9 protein-coding genes and 4 pseudogenes are annotated in these 13,597 nt (G+C 48.8%); 6 read left to right on the top strand and 7 right to left on the bottom strand.

What is annotated here, in order from left to right:
• The first annotated feature begins 64 nt into the window (after positions 1–64).
• From DDIC_RS07980 to gcvH, 3 genes are all read left to right on the top strand, one after another.
• Positions 65–1,384: an MFS transporter gene (locus DDIC_RS07980; RefSeq protein ID WP_136399948.1), complete on the top strand. Its 1,320-nt coding sequence runs from the start codon at positions 65–67 to the stop codon at positions 1,382–1,384.
• Positions 1,385–1,403: 19 nt separating this feature from the next.
• Entirely contained in the window at positions 1,404–2,918 is a 1,515-nt protein-coding gene (locus DDIC_RS07975) for an outer membrane homotrimeric porin (protein WP_168732500.1), read from the top strand.
• A gap of 121 nt (positions 2,919–3,039) precedes the next feature.
• Positions 3,040–3,426 (top strand): glycine cleavage system protein GcvH, encoded by a 387-nt coding sequence (gene gcvH, locus DDIC_RS07970; RefSeq protein WP_136399947.1) that lies wholly within the window; start codon positions 3,040–3,042, stop codon positions 3,424–3,426.
• A 213-nt stretch (positions 3,427–3,639) separates the two neighbouring features.
• Here the strand turns inward: gcvH and DDIC_RS07965 are convergent.
• The 4 genes and pseudogenes from DDIC_RS07965 to DDIC_RS07950 all read right to left on the bottom strand — a co-directional run.
• A pseudogene (locus DDIC_RS07965) lies at positions 3,640–3,939 on the bottom strand (integrase core domain-containing protein); the annotation flags it as partial.
• A 99-nt stretch (positions 3,940–4,038) separates the two neighbouring features.
• Complete coding sequence (locus DDIC_RS07960; protein WP_136399945.1) at positions 4,039–5,229, bottom strand: IS256 family transposase; 1,191 nt, start codon at positions 5,227–5,229, stop codon at positions 4,039–4,041.
• Positions 5,230–5,293: 64 nt separating this feature from the next.
• Positions 5,294–5,563 carry a hypothetical protein gene (locus DDIC_RS07955; RefSeq protein WP_136399944.1) on the bottom strand — a complete coding sequence of 90 codons (270 nt, stop codon included), beginning with the start codon at positions 5,561–5,563 and terminating at the stop codon, positions 5,294–5,296.
• A 193-nt stretch (positions 5,564–5,756) separates the two neighbouring features.
• A complete protein-coding gene (locus DDIC_RS07950; protein WP_136399943.1) occupies positions 5,757–6,986 on the bottom strand; it encodes a hypothetical protein in 1,230 nt (409 codons plus the stop codon).
• A 442-nt stretch (positions 6,987–7,428) separates the two neighbouring features.
• Between DDIC_RS07950 and DDIC_RS13970 the strand changes: the two are divergent.
• The 3 pseudogenes from DDIC_RS13970 to DDIC_RS07930 all read left to right on the top strand — a co-directional run.
• Positions 7,429–8,245: pseudogene (locus tag DDIC_RS13970) on the top strand (transposase); the annotation flags it as partial.
• Positions 8,246–8,320: 75 nt separating this feature from the next.
• Positions 8,321–9,479 (top strand): annotated as a pseudogene (locus DDIC_RS07935) (IS3 family transposase).
• 48 nt (positions 9,480–9,527) lie between these two features.
• Positions 9,528–9,947, top strand: a pseudogene (locus DDIC_RS07930) (integrase core domain-containing protein); the annotation flags it as partial.
• A 730-nt stretch (positions 9,948–10,677) separates the two neighbouring features.
• Here the strand turns inward: DDIC_RS07930 and DDIC_RS13965 are convergent.
• The 3 genes from DDIC_RS13965 to hydG form a co-directional block, all read right to left on the bottom strand.
• Positions 10,678–11,328, bottom strand: a complete 651-nt coding sequence (locus tag DDIC_RS13965; RefSeq protein ID WP_247647596.1) for a Fic family protein — start codon at positions 11,326–11,328, stop codon at positions 10,678–10,680.
• Positions 11,297–11,524: a DUF4172 domain-containing protein gene (locus DDIC_RS13960; RefSeq protein WP_247647421.1), complete on the bottom strand. Its 228-nt coding sequence runs from the start codon at positions 11,522–11,524 to the stop codon at positions 11,297–11,299. Before DDIC_RS13960 ends, DDIC_RS13965 begins: the two co-directional genes overlap by 32 nt.
• Positions 11,525–12,008: 484 nt before the next feature.
• Positions 12,009–13,427: a [FeFe] hydrogenase H-cluster radical SAM maturase HydG gene (gene hydG / locus DDIC_RS07920; protein WP_136399939.1), complete on the bottom strand. Its 1,419-nt coding sequence runs from the start codon at positions 13,425–13,427 to the stop codon at positions 12,009–12,011.
• Positions 13,428–13,597 lie beyond the last annotated feature (170 nt).

The following is a 13,597-nucleotide window of genomic DNA, read 5'->3' as shown; positions in this document are numbered from 1 at the left end:
CCACTCACAAGAGAGTGGGCCGACAATCACAGGATAGAACTGTCATGTACTCAAAGGAGAAACAATGAACACCAACAATATTTCCCCACCTAACGAAGGGGACAAACTCATCTGGCCTGTAGGCAAAAAAGCGGCTTTTTTTACTCTAGCACTGTCATGTCTTTTTTGCATCCTGGACTTCATGGACAGACAGGTTCTCGCATCACTCTTTCCATATCTTAAAAGTGATATGGGATTGACCGACTCCCAACTGGGGCTGCTGGTGTCCATCGTCAACATCTCCATTGCCATTTTCACGGTTCCCACCGGCTATCTCATTGACCGATGGAGCCGCAAATACATGATGGGAGTGATGACTTTTTTCTGGAGTTTGGCCACAGGGGCATGCGCCTTTGCGGGAACATATATGCACCTGCTTGTATGCCGATTCTTCATCGGCACAGGGGAAGCAGGATACGTTCCCGCAGCTCAAAGCCTTATAAGCGCCAGCTTTCCTGAAAAAACCCGCGCTACAGCATTATCCATCTTCATCACGTGTTTTAGTATCGGCGGCCCGCTGGGCATAGTTGCAGGGGCGTACATCGCACAGCATTGGGGCTGGCGTCACGCCTTCGGCATTGTGGCCATTCCCGGCATCATTGCGGCATTCCTGTGCATTGCTATGAAGGACTTCAAAGTAGCCACGAAAACCAACGACAATGAGCAAAATACAAGTGTCTGTAGCCAGCACGAGCCTTGGGGGAAGGTCATTCTTTCGGTACTTCGTACCCCTTCCTGCGTCATAACCTTCTTAGCTCTTGCTGGGCACAACATGTTTGCCAGCGTTTTGGTTAACTGGAGCATCAGCTACTTCAACCGCGAAGCTGGCATGGATCCCACGATGGCAAGCCTTCTGTCAACGGTCATCTGGATTGGACTTGCCGCAGGCCACATCCTGACCGGCGCCATTATCGACTATCTGCGCCGCACAAGTGGCTGCCCACGCGCACTGACCTTTGTCATCTGCTGCACGCTGACCTGTTTTATCATGGAATTTATAGCCTTCACATGCAGCAAACCTGGCTCCGCCCTCCAAGCAACGCTCTTTGCAACCGGCATGTGCGCTACGGGCTGTATTTTGCCTATCGGTTATACTGTCACGGCCGACCTGACCCCTCCCCATCATCGGGGTACTGCAATGGGGGTTCTTACCTTCACGCAAAACGCCCTCGGCATGGCCATCGGTCCATTTCTCGCTGGTGTTCTGTCAGATTCATACGGCTTGGCAACCAGCCTTACCATCCTTTCTTTCCTGGAACTTTTTGTTGCCTTTTGTTGGTTTGCCGTCAGGGCACTGTATAATAGGGACCTTGCACGTGTTGAAAAGACTGAAGTGGCCTTCTAACTACTCAAAGGAGCTACAGATGACTTTTTTGTTTAAAAAAATATTGCTTGCAGCCTTGCTCATATGTCTTGCGGCCCCTGCAGCTAGTGCTGTTGACTTTAAGATAAAAGGGCGCTGGATATTTTTAGGTGATTATGGTCAATCTGGCCGTTTCACTGGAGGGAATGGGGCAGTAGGCTATAATAATAGGTTGGGATACGACGATTTTGAGATGACCTCAAGAATGCGCATCCAGCTGAATGCTGTAGCATCAGAGGCGCTATCTGGCACTTTGCATCTTGAAATCGGCAAATTTCGTTGGGGCCAAACTTCATCCGGTGCAGCCTTGGGGGCGGATGGTACAAACTCTGTAAAGGTTAAGCATTCATATTTGGACTGGACGATGCCTAAAACCGATTTGAAAATCCGCATGGGCATTCAAACACTAAATTTACCAAGCTTCACAACCGATTCAAATATTCTGGGCGCAGATGTCGCTGGCATTGTTACAGGATACAAAATAAATCAAAACATCAGTGCCTCTGCCTTTTGGATACGTCCTTACAATGATAACTATGTTGGGGGGGGGATAAAAGATAACCACCAAAATTTCCTTGACAATATGGATTTGTTCGGTGCCACGCTACCTATGACAGTTACTGGATTAAATGTCACCCCATGGGTCATGGTAGGCATGATCGGACCCAATACAATTCGTGTTGGTGACAATTACTTTTGTGGTTCTGCGCCTATATATTACACTCGCAACCTCACCGCTCTTTCTATGGGTATGAAGAAAGAAGCCCTCACCAGTTATGGGACTGCGTTTTGGACTGGCCTAACGGGAGAAGTGACGGCCCTCGACCCATTCCATATCGCCTGGGACTTTAACTACGGCTCCACGCAATATGACGATGCAAGCGCTAGCCGCAGAGGCTGGCTTGCTTCTCTTGTTTTGGAATACAAAATGAATTGGGGTATCCCTGGCCTTGTCGCTTGGTACACTTCCGGCGATGACGACGACACATCCAACGGTTCAGAACGTATGCCATATACCAATGTAGATGAAATTGGCTATGGTAGTTTTGGAAGCTATGCCTTTTTTGGGGGCCGTCCCAGCACCGACCGTAACAGTATGATTGGCCATTCAATGGCAGGCACATGGGGTGTTGGAGCTCGCACAACTAAAATTTCTTTACTGGAAAATTTGGATTCTTCCATACGAATCAATTTGATCGGCGGAACAAATGATCCCAATTTAATCAAAAAACTGCATGGGAAGACTAACATTTGGATGTCGCCTAATAACTATAGCAATGAGAATTCCACCGGTATGGAAAATCTATATATGACTACCAAAGACACCGCACTGGAATGTGGAATTACCAACACCTATATGATCTACGAGAACCTCAAACTAGGCATTGATGCTTCGTACATGAAGTTGTTCCTAGATAAAAGTGCAGATGTATGGGGAAATAGTCGCATGAACGGCAAGAGCGACAACGTGAAGGACTCATGGAACGTTTCTTTGTACCTTGCGTACAACTTTTAAATAAAACGCAAAAAACTTTTTCAACATGGCTAGAACAATCTAAAAAATATTACCAGCAAAGAACTGAAGCCTTTTTTTGCTGGTCAACGCAAACCTGGGAGTCTCCCGAGTAGGTTTTCAAATGCAATCGATAAACATTCCCGCAGATCGCGGCTACACATCGGAACATATTTGGCTGAAGGCTGATGGGGATTCGTATATCTTGGGCATCAGCGATTTTGCACAAAATCAACTGGGCGAAATTTCTTTTGTGGATCTACCGTCAGCTGGCTGTACCTTTGCCGCAGGGAAGGAATTCGGCAGCATAGAATCGTTAAAAGCTGTCAATGCCTTGTTTATGCCAGTCTCTGGATCGGTGTTGGAGGTCAATGAGGCATTAGCCGAAACCCCCACACTTATCAATATTTCCCCTTACGAAAAAGGCTGGTTACTACGTATTACAATAAACGAGGCTGCAGAAATAAACACACTACTTTCAGCAAGACAATATCTATCACAACTTAAATAGTATTACAATAGTATTATCTCCTCCACAACAACAATGTAGGACATTTCAGCCAAAAATTGTCCTACATTGTTGTTTTTTTCCATAATGGGCATGATACTGCAGAAGAGTTTATTTATTATAAATAGTTATCATCAATATACTCAGCATGCCATCGAAAAGTGCGTTGACCTTGCTGACCTTACCCCACTGTGACCAGCCCTTTTTTGTACCAGATTAAATGTTAGTTGTTCCCAATGGGTTACACGTTATATTCTTTTCGCGGAATTCTTCCGGTGTCAGCCAGCCCAATGAGCTGTGCGGTCGCCGCTGATTATAATCTGCCCCAAGTCTCAAACGTTCACGGGCATCGTGCAGGGACAGAAATACGTTCTGATTTAAACACTCATCTCGAAATTTTCCGTTAACGGTTTCAATGTGCCCATTATCCGTGGGCTTCCCCGGACGAGTAAACTCTATCTGCACACCGTGCTCAAAAGCCCATGCATCCAATGCGTTACTGCTGAATTCCGGCCCGTAGTACCATTGGAACAGGTAGTGTCCAGAATTTTTCGCACATTTTGAAGCAGCCAGTCGGTGAAGCATGGTTTCGTATCGAGCCGCAAAAGCTCTGATTTAAGCTGATATTTCTTGGTTCATGTTCATATACCGTTGTGTGCCCCACTGTTGCCCAGCCATATATCGCAGGCGGGCAGCCACCAACATCAGGGCGGCGTGACCATCCGGAAAGCTCCCCACAACTCTGGTTCGGCGGCGAATTTCACGGTTCAAACGCTCAAGCGGATTGTTCGTCCTTATGTGCCGCCAATGGGCTACGGGGAAATCATAGTACGAAAGCGTTTCGTCACAACCGGATTCCACTATTCTGGCTGCCTTCTCAAGACGTTGCGCCCGTAATTTGCTTATCACTTCCACCGATTTCCGGCGTGCGGCTTCTTTATCCTCTTGGGCATGAACAGCTTTGAGCATCAAAGCAACTTCTTTGGCTTTACCGCGAGGAACCGCATGCAGTACGTTGCGATAAAAATGCACCACGCAACGCTGCCATTTTGCATCAGGGTAAAATTCTCCTAGCGCCTCCAGAAAGCCAAGACTTTTATCAGATACAACGAGGTCTATCTGTTCAAGGCCACGCTCTCGGAGATACCGAAGAAATTGCCGCCAGCTTTCTGCATCCTGACGTGATCCTTCTGCCACGCCGAGAATTTCACGGAAGCCGCTGGTACTCACGCCAATGGCTACTAGCACAGATACGTTTTGAACTTCACCGCCCCAAGAGCGTTTCAGCCATATTCCATCCACAAAAATGTACGGGGATTTCGGCTCAAGTGGTCGATTGCGCCATTCCTCAACCCGCTCAAAAATCTTTTGATTCAAGTCGCTTATTGTGCTTGGACTGACTCGACTGCCCCAAAGAGCCTCGGTAATGTCCTCGACCCGACGCACTGACACGCCTGCCAAGTACATCTCTACCAAGGCTTCTTCCACTGAACTTTCCCGGCGACGATACCGTTCGATTATCGCGGTTTCAAACGGCATGTGTCGCAGCTTGGGAACCTTAAGCTGAACCGTGCCAGCCTTGGTCTGCAAATTCCGCTCATAATGACCAGCGCGGGTACTGGCTCGATCGGCATTACGCTCATAGCGTCGGGCCTGGCAGAGCGTGTCAGCTTCCGCATCAAGCAGGCCATTCAAGGTCTCCTCGACACTTTGGCGCACAACCTCGGAAACGTGTGTCCGCAATTCTTCTTCATCGACAGCAATCACCGGAACTTTATTTTTACCGTTCGTCCTGATAGCTTCCATCTGTAGCCCTCCACGTTGGTTTGGTGGTTGTTTGGCGATAACCAAACCTAACCGACTTGGCGGGCTACTTCCATTTTTTCAATGTGCGAAAAATACCGTACGTTATCCACTGAGGCAGGAATGCGCGTTGTCGATCATGCTGGCAGAAGGCATCTGGGATGCGGCCTTTTACAAATGGCGCAGCAAGTTCGCTGGAATGAATATCTCTGACGCCAGACAGCTGCTGATCGCGCGGGATCAGGCTGGCCAATGCCGCTATGGGCTTTGTGGCGGCCAGTGGTGGCCCTGCCGGCAGGCGGGCGGCGGTGGGGCTGTGGTGGGGGGATGAAATCATCAGCGCCCACTGCTGGCGCTGGCACATCCACGGCGTGCGTAGCTGGCCACGCCGCCTGGTGGATGGTGTGGCGCTCATCCTGGGCGATGAGAACCACTGCCTGGAGAGCGACAAGAGCGAGGTCGAGGGGCGGCAATTACCGCCAGAGATGCGGGAGCTAAAATTGGGCCAGAAGAACCCGACCACTACATAACTATGAATATTTTTTTGAACTACAGTTATTATATAACATTCTTATCTTAAGATCTAACTCTTCTTTATCAGCGACACATGCTACCTTAGCAAGACGGGTGAATAACGAATAGTTGGCATTAGTAAAGATTTTTTTTAATGCTATAGATCCACATTTAATAGCAGCACCACTTAAAGAAAAGTTTAATCCAGAGTCTATTGAAAATGCAGAGCAAACTTCATGTGCGATATTATTATGACCTATACTAGAAATTATTTCTCGCTCACATTTTTTTAGTTCATTTTGCATTTCAAAAAAACTATTTTCATCTTTTTGATCAAAAAGAATCGAATTTATATTGCAAAGAATAGTCTTCCTCAACCAATCCAAAGAATTACGCATATCAAGAGCTAAGGAAATAACCTTTTCTGGCTGCAAATCATCTGTAAGCAAATAAAACTTCACAACAGAGGGCACACTTAAATCAGACATTAAATGACAATCCAGCTTAGATTTTATGTCTGTTGCAAAACTATCAAGCCACCTGTTCAAAATTTTAACATAATTTTTCAAAGAAGTTCTGTTATTTAAAGCTCTTGCATAAGATGGCGCATATATTAATTCCTGCTGCGAAGAAAGCGCCTGATTTAATGCAACTCTAAAATTAGCAATAAGACACAAAATATTTTCATCTGTCCAATTCTGCGAGCCCATTTTACACTGTAGTAATTGACGTATACGCTCATCATTCAACAATATATATAATATTATATTCAGCTTATCATCATTTAAAGATTCTTCAATTGAACTTGAATAATCGCCAGTATTCTTTCCACACAGAATAACTTCCTTGAAAATACTTATTGTATCGCTAAGTCTTTCTACATAGTTATCTGGAAATACTGCATCATGCGCGGGACAAAATACATCCGGAGACAAATCCATTAGTTCAATATAAGGCAATAACCCTTTTGAAATTTCACTACATGTTGTTTTAATCGAATTTATTTCTGGATAAGAGTACAGGCATATAAATTCTTTACTTACCCCTAACCTAATCAATTTATTACTGATACTCCTAGTTTTTTCACTCATATACTCTGGGCCATGCAATGAAACGTGAATTTTATCACAATAAACTAGCTCTGTACAAAATTGTAAAAAATCACGAACATCAGATTCAGACAACGCTCTCTTTTCTACACATCTTCCTACTGAATGGAAGCTAGTAATATCCTTCCAAATTTCCATGCAGTCCTCCACAAAATACAATATTTTCATTATTTTTAATTTAATATACGCAAAATGGAAAATACTTTTTTATGCAAAACTAACACAGCTAAAAAGTCATATTTAAGCGAACTATATTACTCAATCATTTAAGAGTGATGCTGGTCACAATACAACATATATCACGGGGCAGACTCTGGCTTCATATAACTGCAGGAAACTGCAGCATACATATTAACCCATGCTGCAAAGAATTTTTTATTGTTCCCGTGAGTGAGGGAGGAGAACGTATCAATTTTTGAATAGCCGGCGTGCTAAACCCTAGCGCGCTCAAAAGTGTAGGCTACCACTACGGCACACTAGCCTCAACAGCCTTACAGAAACCGCAGAAGTCGTGGCACGTTGTGGAGTAGCCCCCATTTCGACCGGACACCCCTCTAACTAAGGAGGAGGTGCTGGAACTATGGCTAGAACTAGTGCTAAAACAAGTTCAACGGTGGAGATAGTAACCATAACGCCCCGTCGTCGCTGGTCTGTCGGCGAAAATGTTCGCCTGGTAGAGGCCAGTATGGCACCCGGTCAGTCAGTCTCCCTGGTGGCACGGGCGTATGGCGTATCTCCGAATCTGCTTTACCGCTGGAGAAAGCAAATGAGTGAGGGCGGCAAAACAGCCATTGAAGCCAATGACGAAGTTGTCAGCGTTGCTGAAGTAAAGGCCCTTAAAAAGCGAATCCGCCAGTTGGAGCGAGTTCTCGGCAACAAAACGCTGGAAGTTGAAATTCTTAACGAAGCCGTCCGCATTGGCCGCGAAAAAAAACTCATCTCGCGGCTGCCCTTGTCCGGCGTGGAGGATTTCCAGTGAAACGGGTCACGGACGCCCTGGCGGTGTCTCGATCCAACACCTATGAGCGTTGCCGTAACCCACAGCCTCGCCCGGAACGGTACAACAAGGCGGAGGATGCACTGCTCCTGCCGCTGATCGTCGACTTCTTGGGCGGACGCCAGACTTCCGACTATCGGCGTATACAGCGACTGCTTAACCGGCAATTGATTGCCAGTGGGCGCACTCCGGTCAATCATAAACGCGTATACAGAATTATGAGGCAGAACAATCTGTTGCTGGCGCGGTTTACCGGCAGTCAGCCCGGCAAAGCGCACACAGGCAAAGTCTCCACACTGCAACGGAATCAGCGTTGGTGTCTGACGGGTTTGAGATTGCCTGCGACAACGGTGAGCGGGTGCGCGTCATTTTTGCACTGGATACTTGTTACCGGGAAGTTGATATGCCCCCATCAGAGTAGACAGCGATATAAAGGCCACCTAGGCTAAACGCTGTAACCTGATGGGGGTGTTTTATGTCTGGCAGAAAGAACGCTCTTTATAGCGTGGAATTCAAGCTGAAAGCTGTTCGCCGATACCTTGAAGGTGGCATCAGCTACCGCGAATTAAGCGAACAGTTAGGAATCAAGAGCAAAACTCAATTACAAAAGTGGGTTGCCGCAGTCAGGCTTGGCGAGTCGCTGGATGATGGCAGAGGGAAAGTTGATAGCCCTCGAAAAGGACGTCCGCGTACCAATTTCTCATCGTTGGAAGAGAAGCTAGCCTATGTGGAAGCGGAGCGTGACTATCTAAAAAAGTTGTATCGCTCAATATTCTGGCACGAATGGGGAGCGCAAAAACAAAATTTCTTTTCAAAATAGTTGATGAATTGCGTTTGCTTTGTCTGCTGTCAATATTGTTGGATTTTTCAGGATTGTCTCGATCTGGGTACTACAAATGGAAGACTGCAAACGCCGCAGATCATAGAATAGAGATCTAATAGAACATATCAAGGGCATCCATTCAGTGCGCCCTTTCTATGGCTATCGGCGTGTGGCGGCAGCTCTACGGCGTGAGGGCATTGTTGCTAATCACAAGCGAGTTTATCGGATCATGCGCGAACTGGGTATTCAGTCCATCATACGCAGGAAGCGCCGATACTTTGGCCGGTCGGGCAGCGTCATCTTCCCCAATCTACTGATGCGTGACTTCCAAAGCGTTGACCCCGGCAAAAAGCTTGCTACAGATATCACCTACCTGCCCACCTTGACGGGCTTTGTTTACCTGTCAGCCATTCAAGATTTGTACAATAACGAGATTGTTGCCTACAGCTTTTCAGCCAGAAATACTCTCGACCTGGCGTTTGCCAGCCTAGACAAGCTTCCCGCCATGGCAGGAGCAATACTACATTCCGATCAAGGATTTCAGTATACCCACAAACTTTACCAAGTGGAACTGGAACGGCTAGGCTTGCGCGGCAGCCACTCGCGGCGGGGCAACTGCCTGGATAACGCCTGCATGGAATCGTTCTTTTCCCACCTTAAAACCGAAGCGTTCGCAGGGAAGAGTTTGTGCAGCCCACAGAAAACAATTGCGTTGGTAGAAGAGCTCATACGTTTTTACAACACGGAGAGATTTCAAAAAAGGCTCGGCCAGCTCTCTCCGATAGAATTTCGGAAAAAGCTGGCCGCTTGATTAGTTGCCTTGGCCTCTTTTGACCTGTCCACTTGACGGGGAGCAGACCAAGTGATGGCCTTTTCCGCCACTACTGGTGGAGACAGTGCCGACATGGCGCAAAGCGTCATGCTGGCCTGCGTTGAAAAACGGTCGGGGATGTCAAAACATTGCAGCCAGCTGAATGGCTCTCAGACAACGGCTCCTGCTACAGCCAGAGAAACGATAGCTTTTGCCGCCGCACTGGGCATCGTCAGCAAATTTACTCCGGCGCGCAGCCCCCAAAGCAACGGCATGGCTGAAGCTCTCGTCAAAACATTCAAACGGGATTACGTCTTCTGCAATGATCGGCCAGATGCGGAAACGGTGATGGCACTGCTTCCTGGCTGGTTTGAAGATTATAATGAGAATGCCCCGCACAAGGCACTACGGATGCTCTCGCCTCGTGAGTTTATCCGTTCATTGCAAAACTTAGAGTGTCCGGTTTAGCGGGGGCAACTCCAGTTAGTTCGGGGTGTGTGCGAATGTCTTTTGATGCTTTTGGATGCACTCTAACATTGCTAACTCATTGAATTCACAATGTTAGAGTCTGTTCTTTCACGCCGTCGACAGGGGTTCAAATCCCCTTGGGGACGCCAATTGAATTCAAAGGGTTACATCGAAAGATGTAGCCCTTTTTTCGTACGCCCGCTACAGGCTGTGGCCCTTACGGCCAGCTTTCTTTATGCACTGGTTAGCGGCGCTGCCTGCCAGATTCTGGCACTACACCAAAGACGGGGCAAGCCCCTTTGACGGGCAGTTTTTCCGACAGATTTCGACACTGTTCCTCACGTTGAGGTACGCCACGAGAGCCCACAGGGCACCTGTGCGGGATTTACTGGCGGAAGTGTGAAAACACGGCGTGAATATGTGTCCCCAGCAAGGACGCTGAGCCGCATGGAGGACAGAAATAGATAGGCCAACGCAATCAAGGCTGCTGCTGGACGTCTCAATGTCGTTATCCCCTGCAAGGCTTTTGGTATTTTAGCTTTTACTAAAAACGTTTATCTCAGGGCGTTACTGATTGGCAGCCTTCTCCACCAATGTATAATTTGTGCTGCGTCCGCCGCTCTCGCTTTGCTGTAATATACCATATCCCATCAATTCCCGAATATCCCGTAAGGCGCTATCCGGCGAACATTTCGCCAGTTTTGCGTATTTGCCGCTGTTCAATTTCCCCTCAAATCCGGCCAACAGGCGGTTCATGATAGTTCGCTGGCGGATCATTAAGCGGGTATTGATTGGCGTATTGCCACACATGAGCCTTGCGAAAGACAACGGCCAAGGTTTCGTCGGCTCCATCAATAGCCCGCCCAAGGCAGCCAAGAAACCAGCTCAGCCAAGGCGTGATATCCAATTCGCCCTTTTGGGTGCGTTCTAAGATATCGTAATATTCCTTGCGCTCCCGCTCGGTCTGTCCGGACATGCTGTAAAAGCGTTGTGAGCTGTCGTCGGCCCGTGCCAGGGCACAATCGGCAATTGCACGGACTATGCGCCCGTTACCGTCCTCAAAAGGGTGGATAGTCACAAACCAGAGATGCGCTACTCCAGCCTTCAATACAGGGTCAATCTGCAACGGTGCATTGAACCACTCCAGAAAGTGGTTCATTTCCGCATCAAGGCGTTCTGCCGCCGGGGCTTCAAAATGAACCTTCTCATGGCCGATGTAGCCGGAGACAACTTGCATGGGCCCGGCTTCTGCCTTGCGCCACACGCCCACGGTGATGCACCGTGATGCCCCGAATCCGGTAGGAAATAGCGCCGCATGCCAGCCAAACAGTCGTTCCGCTGTTAACGGTTCAGCATGGAGCTGTGTTGCGTCCAGCATCATTTCCACAACGCCTTCCACGCTTCTGCTCGGGGGCATCAGACCGGCCGATGTCAATTCCAAGTCTTCGAGCCAGTGAAGAGCGCACCTGCGCCACATCAAGTGATTCCCCTTCAATGGTGCTCGACTTCACCACATCTAGGGTCAAAGTCTCCAAACCAGCCTCTGCGCGAATGGAGAAGCCAAGGTACACATCCATCCTAAGAGCAGCCCCCGCTTGTGTCGTACGGCGGCAAGCTGCTTCGTCAGTTTTCCAATGCCCCACTGAGATGTCGACCAGTCCGGTATTTCATGAATATCGCGCATAATATCCGCATTTTTTGCGGTGAATGTGACTAGGATTCTCAGCAAAAGCAGTATTCACAGTAAAATTTACGGCGAATATAAATCTCAAACGCCGCATCGTAGTGGCGGGGCGTCACCAATATCCATGACGACTTACATGATGGCCTTGATAACTCGCTTACCGCACTTCTCTCACGCTACTAGTTGTGGACATACGTTGATTCCTGAAAAACTCCTCAGGGAAAAATATCACCTATATCCCGCGTAAGAGCAGCAACTTACAAGTGGCATACGCAGTGGGGTAATATCCACATATCAACAAAGAGCGGCGCATTGGGATATTTCCAATGCGCCGCAGGCCGATCCGCCTTCAGGCAAAAACTTCAGAAAAGCAAATTTCAGAATCGAAAATCTCGCTGGCCGTTTTTAATGGCGGCAAGGTATTCCACAGCCTTTTTGCGCACCTTGTCACTGGGAATTTTGTTCAGCTCCTGCTCTATCATGGCAAGGCCCATCTGCCGGGTTTGCGGCGAGGCGTAGTCCTGCAAGTATTCCTTGAGGGTCAGCAGGGCGTTGGGGTGGCAGCAGTTCAAAATCTGCTGGCTCTTGCACAGGGCCATAAAGCGGTCGCCGGTGCGGCCCTCGCGGTAACAGGCCGTGCAAAAGCTCGGCACATGCCCCTGTTCCATGAGCCAGCGCACCACCTCGTCCAGGGTACGGCGGTCGCTCACGTCAAACTGCGCAGAATTGTCTTCTTCCGGCTCCGGCTCATAATAGCCGCCTACGCTGGTGCGCGAACCACCGCTGATCTGCGAAATGCCCAGCGGCAACACCTTTTCACGCACGGCCTTGCTCTCGCGGGTGGAAACAATCATGCCCGTGTACGGCACAGACACGCGAATACAGGCGCAGATGCGGGCAAACGTATCGTCGCTGATACCATTGTCGAACACATCGGGGTTGATGTCGTCTGCACGGCGTATGCGCGGCACGCTGATGGTGTGCGGGCCAACGCCGTGTACGGCTTCGAGGTGCTCGGCGTGCATGAGCAGGGCTGCAAATTCATAGCGATAGCCCTCCAGTCCAAAAAGAACCCCCAGCCCCACATCGTCAATACCGCCCTGCATGGCGCGGTCCATGGCCTCGGTGTGCCAGGCATAGTCGTGCTTGGGGCCTGCGGGATGCAGCTTTTCGTAGCTCTGCTTGTGGTAGGTTTCCTGAAACAGAATATACGTGCCGATGCCCGCATCCTTGAGCATTGTGTATTCTTCCACCGTTGTTGCCGCGATGTTCACGTTTACCCGGCGGATGGCCCCATTCTTGTGCTTGATGCTGTAGATGGTCTTGATGCACTCAAGAATGTACTCGATGGGGTTCATGGTGGGGTGTTCGCCTGCCTCAAGCGCAAGGCGTTTGTGCCCCATGTCCTGCAAGGCAACGACCTCACGGGCCACTTCTTCCTGAGTAAGTTTTTTGCGGGCTATGTTTTTGTTCTGCGAGTGGTAGGGACAGTACACGCAGCTGTTTATGCAGTGGTTTGAGAGGTACAAAGGCGCAAACATGACAATGCGGTTGCCGTAAAAATCGTGCTTGATCTGGTTGGCAAGCTTGTACACCTGTTCCACTTTTTCTGACAGCTCGCAGGCAAGCAGCACCGAGGCTTCGCGGTGGGTCAGGCCTTTCTTCAGGGCGGCCTTGGCAATGATGGTGTCAATAAGCTCTGCATCGCGCGCGTGCTCGGCCGCGTAGCTCAGGGTGTCGAGCACCTCGCTGTGGTCAATAAATTCATCTGCGCACAACGACTGGGGATTATACATAAAAAGACCTCCGGCAAGACCCATATTCTCAGGCGGTGCGGGCGGGTGACCAGCCATAGTGGCATAGAGAACTCGACAGGCAGGCGGTGAAAAAACATCCCGTGGGAATTACTTTTTCGCAAACAGAGAAAATACAGGCTGCAAACTTGACGTTTTTGCTGGCGGCATGT

It is taken from the genome of Desulfovibrio desulfuricans, from assembly GCF_004801255.1.
GTDB classification, from domain to species: Bacteria; Desulfobacterota; Desulfovibrionia; order Desulfovibrionales; family Desulfovibrionaceae; genus Desulfovibrio; species Desulfovibrio desulfuricans_C.
This window is presented reverse-complemented; position numbering and strand designations above follow the sequence as displayed.

Coding starts and splice junctions, on each gene's coding strand:
- DDIC_RS07980 (WP_136399948.1), top strand. CDS start 65: ATGAACACCAACAATATTTCCCCACCTAACGAAGGGGACAAACTCATC.
- DDIC_RS07955 (WP_136399944.1), bottom strand. CDS start 5,563: ATGATTTCATCCCCCCACCACAGCCCCACCGCCGCCCGCCTGCCGGCA.
- DDIC_RS13965 (WP_247647596.1), bottom strand. CDS start 11,328: ATGATGCTGGACGCAACACAGCTCCATGCTGAACCGTTAACAGCGGAA.
- DDIC_RS13960 (WP_247647421.1), bottom strand. CDS start 11,524: ATGGATGTGTACCTTGGCTTCTCCATTCGCGCAGAGGCTGGTTTGGAG.
- gcvH (WP_136399947.1), top strand. CDS start 3,040: ATGCAATCGATAAACATTCCCGCAGATCGCGGCTACACATCGGAACAT.
- DDIC_RS07960 (WP_136399945.1), bottom strand. CDS start 5,229: ATGGAAGCTATCAGGACGAACGGTAAAAATAAAGTTCCGGTGATTGCT.
- hydG (WP_136399939.1), bottom strand. CDS start 13,427: ATGTATAATCCCCAGTCGTTGTGCGCAGATGAATTTATTGACCACAGC.
- DDIC_RS07950 (WP_136399943.1), bottom strand. CDS start 6,986: ATGGAAATTTGGAAGGATATTACTAGCTTCCATTCAGTAGGAAGATGT.
- DDIC_RS07975 (WP_168732500.1), top strand. CDS start 1,404: ATGACTTTTTTGTTTAAAAAAATATTGCTTGCAGCCTTGCTCATATGT.